The sequence below is a fragment of the Brevibacterium sp. W7.2 genome (assembly GCF_018137945.1).
In the GTDB taxonomy this organism is placed as follows: Bacteria; Actinomycetota; Actinomycetes; order Actinomycetales; family Brevibacteriaceae; genus Brevibacterium; species Brevibacterium sanguinis.
On record NZ_CP073089.1, the window covers coordinates 2,725,406 to 2,745,129 of the forward strand.

Consider the following 19,724-nt stretch of genomic DNA (forward strand, 5'->3'; position numbering starts at 1 on the left):
ATACCTGCAAAAGACTACCAGGGTGCGGGTCTCAGGCAGAAACCGAGCGGGCCCCTCTCCCCCGGTCTCGCGCCGGTCTCGGGTCCCATCGTGAGGAGGGTCTCGCCGAGGCGGCGCCCGGGTTCTCCTCAGGTGTGCCCAATGCCCGCTGCCGGGGTACGGGGATGCCGAAAGGGGCGGTCACAGTGTGACCGCCCCTTCCGTCTCGGGGTCCTGATGCCGTGCCCGCGTGTGCGGGCCCGCACTCAGGCCTCGGTGGCGCTTCCGCCTGCAGCTGCGATCTTCTCGAGCGCCGAGCCCGAGAACTTGTCTGCAGTGATGTTGATCGCCACGGTGATCTCACCCGTGCCCAGAACCTTGACCGGCTGCTTCGGGCGCACAGCGCCCTTGGCGACCAGATCGGCGACGGTGACGTCGCCGCCTTCCGGGAACAGAGCCGACAGCTTGTCGAGGTTGACGACCTGGAAGGTCACCTTCGCGGGGTTCTTGAACCCACGCAGCTTGGGCAGACGCATGTGCATCGGCGTCTGTCCACCCTCGAAGCCGTGCGGAACCTGGTAGCGGGCCTTCGTGCCCTTGGTTCCGCGACCGGCGGTCTTGCCCTTCGAGCCCTCACCGCGACCCACACGGGTCTTCGCGGTCTTGGCGCCGGGGGCCGGACGGAGATCGTGGATCTTCAGTGCGTCGTTGTTCGCCATTTCAGTCCACCTCTTCCACTGTCACCAGGTGACGCACGACGTTGATCATGCCCCGGATCTCCGGGCGATCGTCGTGCACCACGACGTCGTTGATCCGCTTGAGGCCGAGCGAACGCAGCGAGTCGCGCTGGTTCTGCTTGCCGCCGATCTCGGACTTCTTCTGAGTTACCTTGAGCTTCGCCATCAGGCCTTCGCCCCGCTTTCAGCAGCCGCGCGCAGAAGCGCGTGCGGTGCGACCTCGTCGACGGGCAGTCCACGGCGAGCCGCGACTTCCTCGGGACGCTCGAGGCTCTGGAGAGCCTTGATCGCAGCGTGGACGATGTTGATCGCGTTCGACGAACCCAGCGACTTGGACAGGATGTCCTGGACGCCGGCAGCGTCGAGCACTGCACGGACCGGACCGCCGGCGATGACGCCGGTACCCGGAGCGGCGGGACGGAGCAGGACGACGCCTGCCGCTTCCTCACCCTGGACGGGGTGGGGAATCGTCTTCTGGATGCGGGGGACGCGGAAGAAGTTCTTCTTCGCCTCCTCGACACCCTTCGCGATGGCGGCGGGAACTTCCTTCGCCTTGCCGTAGCCCATGCCGACCATGCCGTCACCGTCACCGACGACGACGAGGGCGGTGAAGGAGAACCGACGTCCACCCTTGACGACCTTCGACACGCGGTTGATCGTGACGACGTGCTCGATGAACTGGCTCTTCTCTTCGCGGTCTCCGCGACCGCCGCGACCGCGACCCTCGCCGCGTCCGCGACCCTGGCCGCGTCCGCCGCGGTTGTCACCGCCGCGGTTGTCGGAACCGCGGTTCTCAGCAGTCTCCTGCGAGACGTTGTTCTCTTCGCTCATAGCGCCAATCCTCCTTCACGGGCACCTTCGGCGATGGCCTGCACACGGCCGTGGTAGGCGTTGCCTCCACGGTCGAACACGACGGCCTCGACGCCGGCTTCCTTGGCGCGCTGCGCAACCAGCTCGCCGACCTTGCGTGCCTTGCCGGTCTTATCTGCTTCGAGTGCGCGCAGATCGGCTTCCATGGTGGAGGCCGAGGCCAGGGTCTTGCCGACGGTGTCGTCGATGACCTGGACGAAGACGTGGCGCGTGGAACGGGTCACTGAGAGACGGGGACGCTCGGCCGTACCACTGACATGCTTGCGCAAACGAGTGTGACGGCGCTTGCGAGCAGCTGCCCTGCCCTTGCCGTAGCTTTCCTTCTTGCCAAAGGCCATCTCTACTTACCAGCCTTTCCGACCTTGCGACGGACATTCTCTCCGGCGTAGCGGACACCCTTGCCCTTGTAGGGTTCGGGCTTGCGCAGCTTCCGGATATTCGCAGCGGTCTCGCCGACCAGCTGCTTGTCGATGCCGTGGACGGCCACCTTGTTCTGTCCTTCGACGGAGAACGAGATGCCCTCGGGCGGTTCGACGGTGATCGAGTGGCTGTAGCCGAGAGCGAACTCGAGGTTCGATCCCTTCGCCTGCACACGGTAACCGGTGCCGACGATCTCGAGACCCTTCGTGTAGCCCTCGGTGACACCGATGATCATGTTGTTGATCAGGGTGCGCGACAGTCCGTGCAACGACCGCGATTCGCGCTCGTCGTTCGGACGGGCCACGGTGACCGTGCCCTCATCGAGCGACACGGTGATCGGCTCGGCGATGGTCACGGACAGTTCGCCCTTGGGGCCCTTGACGGCCACATCCTGGCCGTCGATCTTGACCTCGACGCCAGACGGAACGGAGATCGGGTTCTTGCCGATGCGTGACATGCTCTTCTCCCCTTTCCTTACCAGACGTAGGCGAGGACTTCCCCACCCACACCCTTCTTGGCGGCCTGGCGATCCGTCAGGAGACCCGACGAGGTCGACAGGATGGCGATGCCGAGTCCACCGAGGACCTTCGGCAGGTTGGTCGACTTCGCGTAGACGCGCAGTCCCGGCTTCGACACACGGCGGAGGCCGGCGATCGAACGCTCACGGTTGGGACCGAACTTGAGATCGAGGCGCAGGGTCTTCCCGACGGTCGCGTCTTCGACGCTCCATCCGGTGATGTAGCCTTCGGCCTTGAGGATCTCGGCGATGTTCGACTTCAGCTTCGAGAACGGCATGCTGACGTCCTCGTGGTAAGCCGAGTTGGCGTTGCGCAGACGCGTGAGCATGTCTGCGACTGGATCAGTCATTGTCATGTGGGCTCGTGCCCTTCCTCGTTACGGTTTCCGCCCGCGGCATGCGCGCTTGGACCTGCAACGTAGAGATTATTTTGTCTTGAACGGGAAGCCGAGGTGGCGGAGCAGGGCCCGTCCCTCATCGTCGGTCTTCGCCGTCGTCACAACGGTGATGTCCATACCGCGGACACGATCGATGCGATCCTGATCGATCTCGTGGAACATCGACTGCTCCGTGAGACCGAAGGTGTAGTTGCCGTTGCCGTCGAACTGGCGGTCCGAGAGTCCGCGGAAGTCGCGGATGCGCGGGAGTGCCAGCGAGATGACCCGGTCGACGAATTCCCACATCCGGGCTCCGCGCATGGTGACGTGGGCGCCGATGGGCTGGCCTTCGCGCAGCTTGAACTGAGCGATGGACTTCTTCGCCCGCGTCACGATCGGCTTCTGGCCGGTGATGAGGGTGAGGTCGTTGATCGCGCCCTCGATGAGCTTCGAGTCACGCGCTGCGTCACCCACACCCATGTTGACGACGACCTTCGTGAGGCCGGGAACCTGCATCGGGTTGGCGTAGTCGAACTCCTCCTGCAGCTTACCGACGATCTCATCGCGGTAGACCTGCTTGAGGCGCGGCGCCGGACGGTTCGTGCTTGTCTCCGTCATCAGATCTCCTCCCCGGTGCGACGCGAGTAGCGGACCCGCACGGTCTTGGTGCGACCGTTGCGCTCCACCTGCTCTTCGCGGTATCCGACGCGGGTCGGCTTGTTGTCCTTGGGATCAACGAGCGCCACGTTGGACACATGGATGGGGGCTTCGTGAGTCTCACGGCCACCGGCGGTGCCGCCGGCCTGAGTCTGCGTTGCCTTCTTGTGCTTGATCACGCGGTTGACGCCCTCGACGAGGACGCGGTTGCGCTCGGGGTAGACGGCAAGGACCTTGCCCTGCTTCCCACGATCGCCGCCGCGCGACTGACGGGCACCTGCGATCACCTGGACGAGGTCGCCCTTCTTGATCTTGAGCTTGTTCGCCATGCTCACAACACCTCCGGTGCCAGGGAGACGATCTTCATGAACTTCTTGTCACGCAATTCGCGTCCCACGGGTCCGAAGATGCGGGTGCCGCGGGGTTCCCCATCAGCCTTGAGAATGACAGCTGCATTCTCGTCGAACTTGATGTAGGAGCCGTCCGGGCGGCGGCGCTCCTTGGCCGTGCGAACGATGACGGCCTTGACGACGTCACCCTTCTTCACGTTGCCGCCGGGGATTGCGTCCTTGACGGTGGCCACGATGGTGTCACCGATCGAGGCGTAGCGCCGACCGGAACCGCCGAGGATCCTGATGGCCAGGATCTCCTTGGCTCCGGTGTTGTCGGCGACTTTGAGTCGCGACTCTTGCTGAATCACTGTTTTCTCCTGTCGTCGCGCTGGTTCTCACATCGCTGCGAGCCTTGCGGAACGGATTCATTGACATACTCGCCCCGTTCCCGGTAGCCGCCCATGGCCTGAGAGTCTCAGGCCATGGGCGGGACCGGGAGGGAGGGGCGAACGCTGGATTACTTGGCGCGTTCGATGATCTCGACGAGCCGCCAGCGCTTCGCGGCCGAAACCGGACGCGTCTCAGCCACACGGACGAGGTCGCCGATGCCGGCGGTGTTCTCCTCGTCGTGGGCCTTGAGCTTGACCGACTTGCGCATGACCTTGCCGTAGAGGCGGTGCTTCTTGCGCTCTTCGATCTCGACGACGATGGTCTTGTCCATCTTGTCGGAGACGACGTAGCCACGCGCAGTCTTGCGGGAGTTGCGGTCGACAGACGTCGCCTCGGTGTTGGTCGTGTCTGCCATCACTTGTCCTCTTCCTTGGCGTCAGCGGGGTTCGGACGGATGTCCAGCTCCCGCTCATTGAGCACGGTGTAGATACGAGCGATGTCGCGACGCACGGCCTTGAGGCGGCCGTGGTTCTCCAGCTGGCCGGTGGCCGACTGGAAGCGGAGGTTGAACAGCTCGGCCTTGGCCTTCTTGAGCTCTTCCGCCAGACGCTCGTTGTCGTAACCGTCAAGCGCGTCCATGGACAGGTTCTTCGAACCGATCGCCATGCTCACTCACCACCTTCGCGGGCCACGATGCGGGCCTTGAGCGGAAGCTTGTGGATCGCCAGGCGCAGCGCCTCACGAGCAACTTCCTCGGACACACCGGCGAGTTCGAACATGACCCGTCCCGGCTTGACATTGGCAACCCACCACTCGGGAGAGCCCTTACCGGAACCCATGCGGGTCTCGGCGGGCTTCTTCGTCAGCGGTCGGTCGGGGTAGATGTTGATCCACACCTTGCCACCGCGCTTGATGTAGCGCGTCATGGCAATACGTGCGGCTTCGATCTGCCTGTTGGTGACGTAGGCCGGCTCGAGAGCCTGGATGCCGTAGTCACCGAAGGCCACCGTCGTGCCACCCTTGGCGGCGCCGCCCCGCTTGGGGTGGTGCTGCTTGCGGTACTTCACTCGACGAGGGATCAACATGTCTCAGCCCTCCGTTCCGGCCTCAGCCGCGGGGGCCTCAGCGTTGTTCTCAGTCGTGCGGGCCGAGTCGTTCCGGCGGGCTCCGCCTTCCTGACCCCGTCCACGACCGCCGCGGCCGCGACCGCGACCACGGGGGCCGCGCGCTGCCGGAGCCTTCGCCTGCTCGGCGGCAAGCTCCTTGTCGGTCATGTCGCCCTTGTAGATCCACACCTTGACGCCGATGCGTCCGAAGGTGGTGTGCGCCTCGTGGAATCCGTAGTCGATGTTCGCGCGCAGCGTGTGCAGGGGCACACGGCCTTCGCGGTAGAACTCCGACCGGCTCATCTCAGCACCGCCGAGGCGGCCCGAGCACTGCACGCGGATGCCCTTGGCACCGGCGCGCTGGGCGCTCTGGATCGCCTTGCGCATCGCGCGGCGGAAGGCCACGCGGCTGGCGAGCTGCTCGGCAACGCCCTGAGCGACGAGCTGAGCGTCGATCTCCGGGTTCTTCACCTCAAGGATGTTGAGCTGAATCTGCTTGCCGGTGAGCTTCTCGAGCTGACCGCGGATGCGGTCGGCCTCGGCACCGCGGCGTCCGATGACGATGCCCGGACGGGCGGTGTGGATGTCCACGCGGACACGGTCACGGGTGCGCTCGATGTTGACCTTCGAGATGCCGGCCCGCTCGAGGCCCTTGGTCATCATCTGGCGGATCTTGACATCTTCGAGCACGTAGTCGCTGTAGCGCTGCCCCGGCTTGGTCGAGTCAGCGAACCACTTCGACTTGTGGTCCGTGGTGATTCCGAGTCGGAATCCGTTCGGATTGATCTTCTGGCCCATCAGCGGTTCCCCTTCCGGCTCTTCTGCTGCGGCAGGTCGTCTCCGCTGGCCAGGACCACGGTGACGTGGCTGGTGCGCTTCTCAATGCGGAACGCACGTCCCTGAGCACGCGGGCGGAACCGCTTCATGGTCGGTCCCTCGTCGACGAACGCCTCCGAGATGACCAGGTCGTTCTCGTCGAACGCGAGACCTTCCTCGTCGGCCTTGACACGCGCATTCGCGATGCCCGAGGCGACGAGCTTGTAAATCGGGTCGGACGCCGACTGCTCGGCGAACTTCAACACTGCAAGTGCTTCGGTTGCCTGCTGACCACGAATGAGGTCAATGACGCGCCGAGCCTTGCGAGGCGTGACGCGCAGGTAACGCGCCTTAGCCTTGGCTTCCATCGCTTCCTTCTCTCCTGTCTGAGATCGCTGGTCCCCCGCCTCAGCGGCGGCGACCCTTGCGATCGTCCTTTTCGTGGCCACGGAACGTCCGTGTGGGTGCGAACTCGCCGAGCTTGTGCCCGACCATCGCTTCAGTGATGAAGACCGGCACGTGCTTGCGTCCGTCGTGAACGGCGATGGTGTGTCCCAGGAAGTCCGGGATGATCATCGAGCGACGCGACCAGGTCTTGATTACGTTCTTGGTGTTCTTCTCGTTCTGACGAGCGACCTTCTGGTACAGGTGCTCATCGACGAAAGGACCCTTTTTGAGGCTACGAGGCATAAGTCAGTACTCCAATCAGCGCTTCTTGCCGGTCCGGCGACGGCGCACGATGTACTTGTCGCTCTCTTTCTTCGGCCGGCGAGTGCGGCCTTCTGGCTGACCCCACGGGCTGACCGGGTGACGACCACCCGAGGTCCGGCCCTCGCCACCGCCGTGCGGGTGGTCGATCGGGTTCATGACGACACCACGCACGGACGGGCGCTTGCCCTTCCAGCGCATGCGACCTGCCTTGCCCCAGTTGATGTTCGACTGCTCGGCGTTGCCGACCTCGCCGACCGTGGCACGGCAGCGGGCGTCGACGTTGCGGATCTCGCCCGAAGGCATCCGCAGCTGAGCGAAACGGCCGTACTTCGCGACGAGCTGCACGGACGAGCCGGCAGAACGGGCGATCTTGGCTCCGCCACCGGGGCGCAGCTCAACGGCGTGCACGACGGTGCCGACTGGGATGTTGCGCAGGGCGAGGTTGTTGCCCGGCTTGATGTCTGCACCCGGTCCGGCTTCCACCTGAGCGCCCTGCTTGAGGTTCTGCGGGGCGATGATGTAGCGCTTCTCACCGTCTGCGTAGTGCAGGAGGGCGATGCGCGCGGTGCGGTTCGGGTCGTACTCGATGTGTGCGACCTTCGCCGGGACACCATCTTTGTCGTGGCGGCGGAAGTCGATGACACGGTACTGGCGCTTGTGACCGCCGCCCTGATGGCGAGTGGTCACGCGTCCCTGGTTGTTGCGGCCGCCGCGCTTGGGCAGCGGGCGCAGAAGCGACTTCTCCGGCGTCGACCGGGTCACTTCGACGAAGTCGGCGACCGACGAGCCACGGCGGCCCGGGGTCGTCGGCTTGTGCTTGCGAATTCCCATGAGTCTTGTCCTTCTTATGCGAAGGATCGCTTAGAGCGATCCACCGAAGATGTCGATCGATCCGTCCTTGAGGGCGACAATGGCACGCTTGGTGTCCTTGCGCTTTCCCCAACCGGTGCGGGTGCGGCGGCGCTTGCCCTGACGGTTCAGGGTGTTCACCTTGGCGACCTGCACATCGAAGATCGATTCAATGGCGTTCTTGATCTCGGTCTTGTTCGAGCGCTGATCGACGATGAAGGTGTACTTCCCCTCGTCCATCAGGCTGTAGGTCTTTTCCGAGACGACCGGCGCGATGATGATGTCGCGCGGATCCTTGAAGTTGAGACTCATGATGCGTCCTCCGAATTGCGGTTTCCGCCCAGGAACGCGGCAAGAGCTGCCTCGGTGAACACGATGTCATCGGCGACCAGCACGTCGTACGTGTTGAGCTGGTCGGAGGTGAGCACGTGCACGTGCGGCAGGTTGCGAACGCTGAGGTAGGTGAGCTCGTCGTCACGGTCGAGCACCACGAGGGTGTTCTTGCGATCGGAGAGGCCGCCCAGAGCGAGCTTCGCCTGCTTGGTCGACGGGGCGTCGCCGGTGATGAGGTTCTTCACGACGAAGACCTGATCGAGGCGTGCGCGGTCGGAGAGGGCTCCGCGCAGAGCGGCGGCCTTCATCTTCTTCGGGGTCCGCTGCGAGTAGTCGCGCGGCACCGGACCGTGCACGATTCCACCGCCGTTGTACTGGGGAGCGCGGATCGAACCCTGACGGGCGTTGCCGGTTCCCTTCTGACGGTAGGGCTTGCGACCGCCGCCGCGAACTTCGGAGCGGGTCTTGGTCTTGTGCGTGCCCTGGCGGGCAGCTGCGAGCTGTGCGACGACGACCTGGTGGATGAGCGGCACGTTGGTCGCCACGCCGAAGACCTCGGCAGGCAGGTCAACGGAACCGGTCTTCGCACCGGTGGCATCGACGACGTCGACTGTCTTGACATCAGTCATGTCGTTCAGGCCTCCTTCGAAGCCGAGCGAACGAGAACGACGGCGCCCTTGGGGCCGGGAACGGCACCCTTGATGAGCAGGAAGTTGTTCTCGGTGTCCACGGCGTGGATCGTGAGGTTCTGGGTGGTGTGCTTGACGGCACCCATGCGGCCGGCCATGCGCATGCCCTTGAACACGCGACCAGGCGTAGCTGCTCCACCGATCGAACCCGGCTTGCGGTGATTGCGGTGAGCACCGTGCGAGGCGCCGACACCGGAGAAGCCGTGGCGCTTCATGACACCAGCGGTGCCCTTGCCCTTGGTCTTCGCGGTGACGTCGACCTTGACTCCGGCTTCGAACGTGTCGACACCGAGCTCCTGACCCAGCGAGTACTCGCCGGCGTCAGCGGTGCGCAGTTCGACGAGGTGACGGCGCGGGGTCACGCCGGCCTTCTCGAAGTGACCAGCGGTCGGCTTGTTGACCTTGCGCGGGTCGATCTCGCCGAAGGCGATCTGCACGGCCGGGTAGCCGTCGGTCTCTTCGTCGCGGATCTGGGTGACAACGTTGTTTCCGGTGGCCACAACGGTCACCGGCACGAGCTTGTTCTGCTCATCCCACACCTGGGTCATGCCCAGCTTGGTACCCAGAAGGCCCTTGACCTTGCGGGTGGTCGGGAGAGCTGAGGAACGAGTGTTCGCCATTTTTCCCTCCCTTAGAGCTTGATCTCGATGTTGACGTCGTCGGCGAGGTCGAGACGCATGAGCGAATCGACGGCCTTCGGCGTCGGATCGACGATGTCGATCAGACGCTTGTGCGTGCGCATCTCGAAATGCTCACGGCTGTCCTTGTACTTGTGCGGCGAACGGATGACGCAGTACACGTTCTTCTCCGTCGGCAACGGCACCGGGCCCACAACAGTCGCACCAGCGCGAGTGACGGTGTCCACGATCTTTCGCGCAGCACTGTCGATCACAGCGTGGTCGTACGACTTGAGCCGGATGCGGATCTTCTGTCCCGCCATGGCGTCGTCTCTTTCTTTTGTTCCTTCCGGCCATCAACCTCCCGCCGCGGATGCGACAGGGGTCTGTGCCGGCTGACCATGACCGACCCCCGAGGTCGGGCGTGTCGGCTGATCCTGGCGGACGAAGCTCTCGCTTCTCATCTGTCAGGGCCGACGGCGCTTCTACTCATTGGCTGCTCGGTCCGAACCCGCGATTTCGCAGATTCATCGATCCGATAGTGTTCCGGGCTGTTCGCGGCCAGAAGGCCGCAGTGCAGGGGTCAACACCCAGAACGCAACCTGACTATCTTTTCACAGCCGCGTGCATCCGCGCAATTCCGGGGGTTGTGCTTGTGAGTGAAGTCTCAGACGCTGGCCGCCTGCTGTGACTTCGCCCGCTCGAGGGCCCGCTGGCGGGCGGCTTCGGACTCCGCGGCGAGGCGCTGCGCGTTCTCCGGGTCGCGGGTGAGGTTCTCTCCCGTCTCGGGATCGAAGACCATGACCTTGGCCGGGTCGAACCAGAGTTCCATGGTATCGCCCTCGCGCACCGAGGTGGACGGGTCGAGGACCGCGACGACCTGCGTGCGCGCGCCCTCGCCGTCGAGGTCGCGGTCGAGCTCCTCAAGTGCCTTCCTCACCGCCGGCTCCGCTTCGAAGGGGATGTAGGCGTAGACCTCGTTGCCGAGCCATTCGGTGACATCGACCTCGGCGCTGAGGAGCGCTCCCCCGCCGCGCTTCGCCTCGTCGAGGGTCGCCGCATCATGGAAGTCCTCGGGCCGGATGCCGGCGACGAGGTACTGCGGGGCGCCGCGCAGCTTCTCCGCCTCGGCGGCCGGGAGGCTGAACTCTCCGAACGGGGAGCGGAGCCGCCCGTCGACGTTCTCCACCGGCAGGAAGTTCATCGGCGGCGACCCGATGAAGCCGGCGACGAAGAGGTTGACGGGCTCGTCGTAGAGCTCCTGCGGGCTCGCGTACTGCTGGAGCACGCCCTTCTTCAGCACCGCGACCTTGTCGCCCAGGGTCATCGCCTCGGTCTGGTCGTGGGTGACGTAGACGGTGGTGACGCCGAGGTTGCGCTGCATCCGCGAGATCTCGGTGCGCATCTGGATGCGCAGCTTCGCATCGAGGTTCGACAGCGGCTCGTCGAAGAGGAACGCCTTCGCGTCGCGGACGATCGCCCGGCCCATCGCCACCCGCTGGCGCTGCCCGCCGGAGAGGTTCGCGGGTTTGCGGTCGAGGTGGTCGCGGAGTTCGAGCAGCGTCGCCGCCCGGTTGACCCGCTCGTCGATCTCCTCCTTCGAGTACTGCCCCTTGGCGAGCATGAGCGGGAACGCGATGTTCTCGGCGACGGTCAGGTGCGGATAGAGGGCGTAGTTCTGGAACACCATGGCGAGGTCGCGTTCGCGGGGTGCGGAGTCGTTGACGCGTTCGTCGTCGATGCGCAGGTCGCCCTCGGTGATGTCCTCGAGGCCGACGATCATCCGCAGCAGGGTCGACTTGCCCGAGCCCGAGGGGCCGACGAGGATGACGAACTCGCCCTCGGCGATCCGCAGGCTGACATCGCTGATCGCGGGGTACCCGTCGCCGTAGCGCTTGATGATGTTCCGCAGTTCGATCTCGGACATGGTTCTCAACTCCGCTGGTGTGGGGTGGTGGGCGTGGGGCTCATCCCTTGACGGCTCCCGAGGTCAGACCGGAGACGATCTGGCGCTGGAAGAGCAGGACGATGATGATGATCGGGATCGTGACGATGATCGCCGCCGCGGAGATCGCGCCGGCGGGCTCTTCGAACTGGCTGGCGCCGGTGAAGAAGGACAGGGCCGCGGGCACCGGTCGGGCCGCAGAGGTCGAGGTCAGCGAGATCCCGTAGACGAAGTCGTTCCACGCGATGAAGAACGCGATGATCGCCGTGGTGAAGACGCCGGGGGCGGCCAGGGGCACGATGACCTTGCGGAAGGCCTGGAAGCTCGTCGCCCCGTCGACCTGCGCGGCCTGCTCGAGCTCCCACGGGATCTGGCGGAAGAATGCGGCAAGCGTCCAGATCGAGATCGGCAGGGTGAGCGAGAGGTACGGGATGATGAGGCCCGCCCACGTGTCGTAGAGCCCGATCGCCGACCAGATCCGGAACAGCGGGGTGACGAGCGAGATGACGGGGAAGATCGACACGGCCAGGGCCATCGTGAGGATGAGCTTCTTGCCCGGGAAGTCGAGACGGGCCACCGCGTAGGCCGTGAGCGTGGCGAGGACGACGGCGATGACGGTGGCGATGAGGCAGATCCCGATCGAGTTGACGAGCGCGGGGAGGAAGAGGTCCTTCGCGGCCCCGGTGAAGATCAGCTCGTAGTTCGACCAGTCGATCGCGGTGGGCCAGAACTGCTTGTTCGCGATGTCGCCGGGAGATTTCAGCGACAGGGAGACGATCCACACGACGGGGAAGAGCGCGTAGACGGCGACGACGAGGCTGATGACGATCCACCAGACGGTGTGCTTGCGGCCGGACATCGTCTCACTCACCTCTCGCCTGGGCCAGGTCGACCTTGAAGAACTTGATGAAGATGAAGCAGATGAGGGCGACGCTGAGGAAGAGCAGCACCGACAGCGCCGAGCCCATGCCCAGCTGCAGCTGGCCGATCGACTGGTTGTACGTGAGGAACGAGACCGTCGCGGTGTTCTGCGCGCCGGCGGTCATGACGAACACGGAGTCGAAGACGCGGAACGCGTCGAGGGTGCGGAAGAGCAGCGCCACCATGATGGCCGCCTTCATGTTCGGGATGATCACCTTCCACATCCGCTGCCACCAGGTCGCGCCGTCGACGGTCGCCGCCTCGAGCATGTCGCTGGGGATCTGCGCGAGACCGGAGAGGAGGAGCAGGGAGATGAACGGCGTCGTCTTCCAGATCTCCGCGGCGCAGATGACGATGAACGAGGACCAGAAGTCGCCGAACCAGTCGAAGGCCGGCATCGACAGCCACGTGCCGACGAAGCCGGTGCCGAGGTCGAAGGCATACTTCCAGGAGAACGCCGCGACGACGGTGATGATGCCGTAGGGGATGAGGATGGCCGTGCGCACCCACGGCCGCACTGCTTTCAGCGCGTTGAGCATGACGAGCGCGAGCGCGAACCCGAGGACGAGTTCGACGGCGACAGTGACGACCGTGAGCAGCAGGGTCACCCCGACCGTCTGCCACCACAGCGGATCGGTGAGGATGACGAGGTAGTTCTGCCCCCAGTTGACGTAGCGGTTGTCCGGGTCGGTCATCCGGTAGTTGAAGAACGAGAAGTACACCGCCTGGAGGATGGGATAGCCGGTGACGGCGAGGAGGATGATGACCGCGGGGGCCGAGAGCATCCACCCGAGTCTCGTCTCACCGCGCTGCCGGTTCGACACCTTTGCTTTCACAGCAGCCTCTCCCCCTTGAGGATCTCGAGGATGAATTCCTGGGACCGCGCGGGCGTGGAGTCCGGACGGACCGCCTCCGGCGGGTGCCACGACTTCTGGATTCCGCCGGTCACCTCGTTGTAGTAGGGCGTCAGCGGCCGGGCGGCGGAGACCTGGAGCGATTCGGCGATGACCGGTGCCGCGGGGAACGCCTCCTGCACCTCCGGGTCGTCGAAGGCGGCGAGGTTCGACGGGGCGTTGCCGTCGGTGAGGAAGTACGCGGACTGCTTCTCCGGTGAGCGGATGCAGTCGACGGCCTGGAAGGCGAGGTCCGGGTTCTCCGAGAAGGCACCGACGCCGAGGTTGATCCCGCCCAGCGGCGGCCGCGATTCCTGCCCCTCGTCGACGCGGGGGTAGAGGGTCCACCCGATGTCGTCGAGGACCGCCTGGTCGAGGCTGCCGTCCTCGACGGCGGCCTGCGAGGCCGAGTAGATGAAGGGCCAGTTGACCATGAAGCCGCCGTCGTCGCTCTGGAATTCGAGCATCGCCCCGTTCTCGTCGAGGTTCGACAGCGCGGGGCCGCCGACGCCGGTCTCGGCGATCCGCTCCATGATGCCCGCAGCACTCCGACCGGCCTCGGAGTCGAGGCCGAGGGTGACCTGGTCGGGCGAATCGGCGTCGGGGTTCTCGACGATCTGCCCGCCGGCGGATTCGACCATCGCATTGATCCACACCGTCAGCGACTCGGCCCTGATGCCCTGCACGCCGACGCGCTTGTCCTGACCCTCGGCGGCATCGATGATCTCGTCCCAGGTCACCGGTTGGGACATATCGAGCCCGGCCGCCTCGGCGACGGATTTGCGGTACCACAGCAGCTGGGTGTTGGCCCAGAACGGGGCGGCGACGAGGACGTCCTGCCGGGTGGAGGATTCGACCGAGGAGGGAATGACCCCGTCGGTGAACTCCCCGATGTACTCCTCGGGGACGGGAGCGAGGTAGTCGGCGTTGGCCATCTCGGCGACGTAGACCGGGTCGAGGCTCATGATGTCGATCGACGAGTCCGCCGAGGCGAGGCGGCGGATGAGCTGCTCGCGCTGGCTGGGTGCATCGTTGGGCAGCAGGCTCGTCGAGATCCGGTACGCCCCGTCGGCCTCGGCCGTGCACTGTTCGGCGATCGTCGCCTGTCCCCCGTTGTCGGGGTTGATGTACCACGTCAGGGTCGGTGTCGAGGTGTTCGCACTGCAGCCGGTGACTGCGACGAGACCGAGCAGCGCGCCGCCGGCCAGCGCCAGTCGCCACGGTCGGTGCTTCCTTGCCTTCTCCGTCATCGCTCACCTGCCACTCTGCAGCGTTGCACATGTCATGGTCGTCTGTGAGCCACATTACCCCAAGTCAGGCGGAATGGAATCACTCGAGCGCGATCCACACGGCACTGTCCGCACTCAGCACCCCCTCCGACATTGCGTCAGGGTGACTTGCGGCGATGAGGTCCCCCGCCGGCAGCCCGGTGAGCACCCGCGGCGCGGCTGTGAGGTTCGCGATCACGAGGAAGGTGCCGGTGGCGGTCGCGCTCGTGAAGGCGAGGAGACCGGCGCCGGGATCGTCGAGGGCGTGCCACGCGAAGGCTCCGGTTCCGATCCCCCGGGCGCGTCGGAGGGCGATGAGCTCGGTGTAGAGGCGAAGCTGTGAGTCCGCGGCGGCGCGCTGCGCGTCGCGGGCGAGGCCGCGGTGCGACTCGGGTTGGGGCAGCCATGTCTGAGCGCCGGCGCGGGTGCCGAAGCCGAGGTGGTCATCCGTGTCCGACCAAGGGTAGGGCGTGCGCGCCCCGTCCCGTCCGAGTTCGGTCCCCCCGCTGCGGGCGAACACCGGATCCCGTCGCTCATCGGCTGCCAGCTGCGTGTGCTCGGGCAGGCCGAGTTCGTCGCCCTGGTAGACGTAGGCGGAGCCGGGCAGGCCGAGTTCGACGAGCGCCATCGCGGCCGCGAGCCGCCGGCCCCGCGCCTCGTCCGGCTGCGGGTCCGCGGGCCCGATGCCGCGCTGATGCGGCGGCGGGGTGGGAAGTCCGAAGCGGCTGGCATGGCGGACGGTGTCGTGGTTCGACATCACCCACGTCGGGCTCGCCCCGACCTCGGCGGCTGCCGCGAAGGTCTCGTCGACGGCGCGGTGGAGGTTCCCCGGGTCGACGCCGGCCATGAGGAAGGTGAAGTTGAAGGCCTGATCCATCTCGTCGTCGCGGACGTAGCGGAAGAGGCGCGAGAGCGGTTCGACCCAGGCTTCGGCGACGAGGATCCGCTCCCCCGGATAGCCGTCGAGGACCCGCCGCCACGCCCGGTAGACGTCATGGACACCGTCCTGGTCGAAGAACGGCGAGGCCGCAGTCGGTGACGCCGCCAGGCCCGCGTCTCCGTCGCCGGCGGGCTGGTGATCGGGCAGGCCCTCGGCCTTGATGAGACCGTGGGCGACATCGACGCGGAAGCCGTCGACGCCGCGGTCGAGCCAGAAACGCAGGACTCCCTCGAACGCCTCCCGCACGGCAGGGTTGTCCCAGTTGAGGTCGGGCTGCGTGGGATCGAAGAGATGAAGGTACCAGTCGTCGCTGCCGTCGACCCGGGTCCATGCAGGACCCCCGAAGACCGACGTCCAGTTGTTCGGCGGCGCCTCCCCGCCGTCCCGACCGGTGCGGAAGATGTACATGTCACGGGCAGGGTCCCCCGCCTCGGCGCTCATGGCCTTCTGGAACCACGGATGGGCGGCGGACGTGTGATTGGGGACGAGATCGACGATGACCCGCACTCCCGCGGCATGGGCGCGGGCGATGAGCGCATCGAAGTCGGCGAGCGTGCCGAAGACGGGATCGACGTCCCGGTAGTCGCTGATGTCGTAGCCGGCGTCGTTGCCGGGCGAGGGGTAGAACGGGGAGAGCCAGATCGCGTCGACGCCGAGGTCGGCGAAGTGGTCGAAGCGCTCGAGGATCCCCGGCAGGTCGCCGATCCCATCGCCGTCGCCGTCGGCGAACGAGCGCGGATAGACCTGGTAGATGACGGCGTCGGCCGCCCAGTTCCGCCCCTCTGTCATGCTCTGTCTCCTCACTGTGCGATGCGGGCTGTGCGAAAGTCCAGCATAGACGCCGCAGGGGCCGCAATCATGATGATTGCGGCCCCTGTGGGCTTCAGCGCTGAGCGGTGAGGCTCAGTGGAGAAGAATCAGATCACTCGATGATCTTGGTGACTCGACCTGCACCGACGGTGCGGCCGCCTTCGCGGATGGCGAAGCGGAGGCCTTCCTCCATGGCGATCGGCTGGATGAGCTCGACCGACATGTCGGTGTTGTCGCCGGGCATGACCATCTCGGTGCCCTCGGGCAGCGTGATGACGCCGGTGACGTCGGTGGTCCGGAAGTAGAACTGCGGACGGTAGTTCGAGTAGAACGGGTTGTGACGGCCGCCCTCGTCCTTGCTCAGGATGTAGACCTGACCTTCGAACTTGGTGTGCGGGGTGATCGAACCCGGCTTGACGATGACCTGGCCGCGCTCGACGTCTTCGCGCTTGGTGCCGCGGAGAAGCAGACCGACGTTCTCACCTGCACGGGCATCCGGCAGGGTCTTGCGGAACATCTCGATGGCGGTGACGGTCGTCTTCGACGAGTTCGGCTTGATGCCGACGATCTCGATCTCCTCGTTGGGGAGGAGGACGCCGCGCTCGACACGACCGGTGACGACGGTTCCACGACCGGTGATCGTGAAGACGTCCTCGACGGGCATGAGGAAGGGCTTGTCGATGTCGCGCTCCGGCTCCGGAACGTACTCGTCGACCTGATCCATGAGGTCTTCGACGGTCTTGACCCACTTCTCGTCGCCCTCGAGGGCCTTGAGAGCGGAGACCTGGACGACGGGAGCGTTGTCGCCGTCGAACTCCTGGCTCGAGAGCAGGTCGCGGACCTCGAACTCGACGAGCTCGAGGAGCTCTTCGTCGTCGACCATGTCGGACTTGTTGAGAGCCACGACGATGTAGGGCACACCGACCTGACGCGCGAGCAGGACGTGCTCACGGGTCTGCGGCATCGGACCGTCGGTGGCGGCGACCACGAGGATCGCGCCGTCCATCTGAGCAGCACCGGTGATCATGTTCTTGATGTAGTCGGCGTGACCAGGGGCATCGACGTGAGCGTAGTGACGCTTCTCGGTCTGGTACTCAACGTGCGAGACGTTGATGGTGATGCCGCGCTCCTTCTCCTCAGGTGCGTTGTCCACCTGGTCGAAGGCGCGAGCCTCGTTGAGATCGGGGTACTTGTCCGCCAGGACCTTGGTGATCGCAGCGGTCAAGGTGGTCTTTCCGTGGTCAACGTGGCCGATGGTGCCGATGTTGACGTGCGGCTTAGTCCTATCGAAACTAGCCTTTGCCACTGGGTTCCTCCTCGTGGTTGGCAAAAGATATGCGGTTCATATCTTAGACCTTTGTTGGTTATCTTTCATTCCAGTGATGTTGTTCTACATCACCTTGGCGATGAGCTGTGGAGATTACTCTCCGCCACGCATCTTCTGGATGATCTCGTCGGCCACAGCCTTCGGGACCTCCGCATAGCTGGAGAACTGCATCGAGTACACCGCGCGGCCCTGGGTCTTCGACCGCAGGTCTCCGATGTAGCCGAACATCTCCGACAGCGGGACCACAGCCTTGACGACCTTCACGCCGGAAGCGTCATCCATGGACTGGATCTGGCCACGCCGAGAGTTCAGGTCGCCGATGACGTCGCCCATGTACTCCTCAGGGGTGCGCACCTCGACTTCCATGACCGGCTCGAGCAGAACCGGGTTCGCCTTCTTCACGGCCTCCTTGAGGACCATCGAACCGGCGATCTTGAACGCCATCTCCGAGGAGTCGACGTCGTGGTAGGCACCGTCGACCAGAGTGGCCTTGATGCCGACCAGCGGGTAGCCGGCGAGGACGCCGAGCTGCATCGCATCCTGGATGCCGGCGTCGACGCTCGGAATGTACTCACGAGGCACGCGACCGCCGGTGATGGCGTTCTCGAACTCGTAGATCGTGTCGCCGTCGACCTCGAGAGGCTCGAAGGTCACCTGGACCTTGGCGAACTGTCCCGATCCACCTGTCTGCTTCTTGTGGGTGTAGTCGTACTTCTCGACGGCGCGACGGATCGTCTCGCGGTACGCGACCTGCGGCTTGCCGACGTTCGCCTCGACCTTGAACTCGCGACGCATGCGGTCGACGAGGATGTCGAGGTGGAGCTCGCCCATGCCGCGGATGACGGTCTGGCCGGTCTCCGGGTCGAGTTCGACCTGGTAGGTCGGATCCTCTTTGACGAACTTCTGGATGGCAGCCGAGAGCTTCTCCTGGTCGCCCTTCGTCTTGGGCTCGATGGCCACGGAGATGACGGGCTCGGGGAAGGTCATCGACTCGAGAGCGATCGGGTGTGCGGGATCGCACAGCGTGTCGCCCGTCGTCGTGTCCTTGAGACCGATGAACGCGTAGATGTGACCGGCGATCGCCTCTTCGACCGGGTTCTCCTTGTTGGAGTGCATCTGGAAGAGCTTTCCGACGCGCTCCTTCTTTCCGCTCGTGGCGTTGAGAACCTGCTCGCCCGACTTCACCTGTCCCGAGTACACGCGGACGTAGGTGAGCGCACCGAAGAACGGGTGCGTGGCCACCTTGAACGCGAGTGCCGAGAACGGCTCGTCGACGGAGGGCTTGCGGACGATCTCCTCTTCCTCGTTGCTCGGGTTGTGTCCGATCATCGGAGGCACGTCGAGCGGCGAGGGGAGGTAGTCGAGGACAGCGTTGAGCATGGGCTGGACGCCCTTGTTCTTGTACGCGGAACCGCACATCACCGGGAAGGCCTCGGACTCGATGACGAGAGCGCGGATGCCGGCCTTGAGCTCGGCGACCGAGATCTCCTCACCCTCGAGGTACTTCTCCATGAGCTCTTCCGAGCTCTCGGCGACGTCCTCGACGAGCTGGGCACGGTACTCTTCGGCCTTGTCCGCAAGATCCGCGGGGATCTCGATCTCGGTCATGTCCTGACCCTTCTTGGACTCGTCAGGCCAGATGTAGGCCTTCATCTCAAGAAGGTCGACGATGCCCTCGAAGTCGGACTCGGCGCCGATCGGCAGCTGGATGACGAGCGGCTTCGCACCGAGGCGGTCCTTGATGGTCTGCACGGTGAAGTAGAAGTCCGCACCGAGCTTGTCCATCTTGTTGACGAAGCACACACGCGGAACGTTGTACTTGTCAGCCTGACGCCACACGGTCTCGGACTGCGGCTCAACGCCTTCCTTGCCGTCGAACACGGCGACGGCGCCGTCGAGGACGCGGAGCGAGCGCTCCACCTCGACGGTGAAGTCGACGTGTCCCGGGGTGTCGATGATGTTGATCTGGTAATCGTGCCAGTAGCAGGTCGTCGCGGCCGACGTGATCGTGATGCCGCGCTCCTGCTCCTGCTCCATCCAGTCCATCGTCGAGGCACCGTCGTGGGTCTCGCCGATCTTGTAGTTCACACCGGTGTAGAACAGGATGCGTTCGGTCGTAGTGGTCTTACCGGCATCGATGTGGGCCATGATGCCGATATTGCGGACCTTGTTCAGGTCGGTGAGCACGTCAAGTGCCACGGTGTCTCTCTCTCAATCGAT

General features: G+C 65.1%; 26 protein-coding genes and 1 pseudogene. All 27 read right to left on the reverse strand.

Translation table 11 applies throughout. The annotated features are described in order from the left end of the window. Nucleotides 1-245: 245 nt before the first annotated feature. On the reverse strand, nt 246-698 hold the full coding sequence (gene rplO, locus J9315_RS12270) for a 50S ribosomal protein L15 (protein WP_137826771.1): 453 nt from the start codon (nt 696-698) through the stop codon (nt 246-248). A 1-nt stretch (nt 699) separates the two neighbouring features. Next, nucleotides 700-882, reverse strand: a complete 183-nt coding sequence (gene rpmD, locus J9315_RS12275; protein WP_198498209.1) for a 50S ribosomal protein L30 — start codon at nt 880-882, stop codon at nt 700-702. Beyond that, nucleotides 882-1,547 carry a 30S ribosomal protein S5 gene (rpsE, locus tag J9315_RS12280; protein WP_232623529.1) on the reverse strand — a complete coding sequence of 222 codons (666 nt, stop codon included), beginning with the start codon at nt 1,545-1,547 and terminating at the stop codon, nt 882-884. Before rpsE ends, rpmD begins: the two co-directional genes overlap by 1 nt. Beyond that, the gene (gene rplR / locus J9315_RS12285; protein WP_137826772.1) at nt 1,544-1,924 is read right to left on the reverse strand and encodes a 50S ribosomal protein L18; all 381 of its coding nucleotides are present in this window, start codon (nt 1,922-1,924) and stop codon (nt 1,544-1,546) included. The genes rpsE and rplR overlap by 4 nt, the downstream gene beginning before the upstream one ends. A gap of 2 nt (nt 1,925-1,926) precedes the next feature. After that, nucleotides 1,927-2,463: a 50S ribosomal protein L6 gene (gene rplF / locus J9315_RS12290; RefSeq protein ID WP_137826773.1), complete on the reverse strand. Its 537-nt coding sequence runs from the start codon at nt 2,461-2,463 to the stop codon at nt 1,927-1,929. A gap of 17 nt (nt 2,464-2,480) precedes the next feature. Next, nucleotides 2,481-2,879, reverse strand: coding sequence for a 30S ribosomal protein S8 (gene rpsH, locus J9315_RS12295; protein WP_137826774.1), 399 nt, complete (start codon nt 2,877-2,879; stop codon nt 2,481-2,483). A 69-nt stretch (nt 2,880-2,948) separates the two neighbouring features. After that, nucleotides 2,949-3,518: a 50S ribosomal protein L5 gene (gene rplE / locus J9315_RS12300; RefSeq protein ID WP_137826775.1), complete on the reverse strand. Its 570-nt coding sequence runs from the start codon at nt 3,516-3,518 to the stop codon at nt 2,949-2,951. Then, nucleotides 3,518-3,886 carry a 50S ribosomal protein L24 gene (rplX, locus tag J9315_RS12305; RefSeq protein WP_137826776.1) on the reverse strand — a complete coding sequence of 123 codons (369 nt, stop codon included), beginning with the start codon at nt 3,884-3,886 and terminating at the stop codon, nt 3,518-3,520. The genes rplE and rplX overlap by 1 nt, the downstream gene beginning before the upstream one ends. 2 nt (nt 3,887-3,888) lie before the next feature. Continuing rightward, on the reverse strand, nt 3,889-4,257 hold the full coding sequence (rplN, locus tag J9315_RS12310; protein ID WP_137826777.1) for a 50S ribosomal protein L14: 369 nt from the start codon (nt 4,255-4,257) through the stop codon (nt 3,889-3,891). 149 nt (nt 4,258-4,406) lie between these two features. After that, nucleotides 4,407-4,694, reverse strand: a complete 288-nt coding sequence (gene rpsQ / locus J9315_RS12315) for a 30S ribosomal protein S17 (protein ID WP_140955548.1) — start codon at nt 4,692-4,694, stop codon at nt 4,407-4,409. A gap of 35 nt (nt 4,695-4,729) precedes the next feature. Beyond that, nucleotides 4,730-4,945, reverse strand: a pseudogene (gene rpmC, locus J9315_RS12320) (50S ribosomal protein L29); the annotation flags it as partial. A 2-nt stretch (nt 4,946-4,947) separates the two neighbouring features. Beyond that, nucleotides 4,948-5,364 (reverse strand): 50S ribosomal protein L16, encoded by a 417-nt coding sequence (rplP, locus tag J9315_RS12325; protein ID WP_009379199.1) that lies wholly within the window; start codon nt 5,362-5,364, stop codon nt 4,948-4,950. Nucleotides 5,365-5,367: 3 nt separating this feature from the next. Continuing rightward, the gene (gene rpsC, locus J9315_RS12330) at nt 5,368-6,183 is read right to left on the reverse strand and encodes a 30S ribosomal protein S3 (protein ID WP_137826117.1); all 816 of its coding nucleotides are present in this window, start codon (nt 6,181-6,183) and stop codon (nt 5,368-5,370) included. Beyond that, nucleotides 6,183-6,569: a 50S ribosomal protein L22 gene (rplV, locus tag J9315_RS12335; RefSeq protein WP_137826116.1), complete on the reverse strand. Its 387-nt coding sequence runs from the start codon at nt 6,567-6,569 to the stop codon at nt 6,183-6,185. The genes rpsC and rplV overlap by 1 nt, the downstream gene beginning before the upstream one ends. A 40-nt stretch (nt 6,570-6,609) precedes the next feature. Continuing rightward, nucleotides 6,610-6,891: a 30S ribosomal protein S19 gene (rpsS, locus tag J9315_RS12340; RefSeq protein ID WP_113905439.1), complete on the reverse strand. Its 282-nt coding sequence runs from the start codon at nt 6,889-6,891 to the stop codon at nt 6,610-6,612. A 15-nt stretch (nt 6,892-6,906) separates the two neighbouring features. Continuing rightward, a complete protein-coding gene (gene rplB, locus J9315_RS12345) occupies nt 6,907-7,743 on the reverse strand; it encodes a 50S ribosomal protein L2 (protein ID WP_137826115.1) in 837 nt (278 codons plus the stop codon). A gap of 30 nt (nt 7,744-7,773) precedes the next feature. After that, a complete protein-coding gene (rplW, locus tag J9315_RS12350) occupies nt 7,774-8,073 on the reverse strand; it encodes a 50S ribosomal protein L23 (RefSeq protein ID WP_009379194.1) in 300 nt (99 codons plus the stop codon). Beyond that, on the reverse strand, nt 8,070-8,723 hold the full coding sequence (rplD, locus tag J9315_RS12355; protein WP_211977965.1) for a 50S ribosomal protein L4: 654 nt from the start codon (nt 8,721-8,723) through the stop codon (nt 8,070-8,072). Before rplD ends, rplW begins: the two co-directional genes overlap by 4 nt. Nucleotides 8,724-8,728: 5 nt before the next feature. After that, the gene (gene rplC, locus J9315_RS12360; protein ID WP_137826113.1) at nt 8,729-9,403 is read right to left on the reverse strand and encodes a 50S ribosomal protein L3; all 675 of its coding nucleotides are present in this window, start codon (nt 9,401-9,403) and stop codon (nt 8,729-8,731) included. 11 nt (nt 9,404-9,414) lie between these two features. After that, entirely contained in the window at nt 9,415-9,723 is a 309-nt protein-coding gene (gene rpsJ / locus J9315_RS12365) for a 30S ribosomal protein S10 (protein WP_009379191.1), read from the reverse strand. A gap of 344 nt (nt 9,724-10,067) precedes the next feature. Continuing rightward, the gene (locus tag J9315_RS12370; RefSeq protein ID WP_211977966.1) at nt 10,068-11,327 is read right to left on the reverse strand and encodes an ATP-binding cassette domain-containing protein; all 1,260 of its coding nucleotides are present in this window, start codon (nt 11,325-11,327) and stop codon (nt 10,068-10,070) included. A gap of 40 nt (nt 11,328-11,367) precedes the next feature. After that, nucleotides 11,368-12,204 carry a carbohydrate ABC transporter permease gene (locus J9315_RS12375; RefSeq protein WP_198500914.1) on the reverse strand — a complete coding sequence of 279 codons (837 nt, stop codon included), beginning with the start codon at nt 12,202-12,204 and terminating at the stop codon, nt 11,368-11,370. Nucleotides 12,205-12,208: 4 nt separating this feature from the next. After that, on the reverse strand, nt 12,209-13,051 hold the full coding sequence (locus J9315_RS12380; RefSeq protein ID WP_211977967.1) for a sugar ABC transporter permease: 843 nt from the start codon (nt 13,049-13,051) through the stop codon (nt 12,209-12,211). A gap of 47 nt (nt 13,052-13,098) precedes the next feature. After that, a complete protein-coding gene (locus J9315_RS12385; protein WP_211977968.1) occupies nt 13,099-14,409 on the reverse strand; it encodes an extracellular solute-binding protein in 1,311 nt (436 codons plus the stop codon). 79 nt (nt 14,410-14,488) lie between these two features. Then, nucleotides 14,489-16,156, reverse strand: coding sequence for a glycoside hydrolase family 13 protein (locus J9315_RS12390; protein WP_211977969.1), 1,668 nt, complete (start codon nt 16,154-16,156; stop codon nt 14,489-14,491). A 133-nt stretch (nt 16,157-16,289) separates the two neighbouring features. Next, nucleotides 16,290-17,483 (reverse strand): elongation factor Tu, encoded by a 1,194-nt coding sequence (gene tuf, locus J9315_RS12395; RefSeq protein WP_198498203.1) that lies wholly within the window; start codon nt 17,481-17,483, stop codon nt 16,290-16,292. 114 nt (nt 17,484-17,597) lie between these two features. After that, on the reverse strand, nt 17,598-19,703 hold the full coding sequence (fusA, locus tag J9315_RS12400) for an elongation factor G (RefSeq protein ID WP_211977970.1): 2,106 nt from the start codon (nt 19,701-19,703) through the stop codon (nt 17,598-17,600). Between the last annotated feature and the right edge of the window lie 21 nt (nt 19,704-19,724).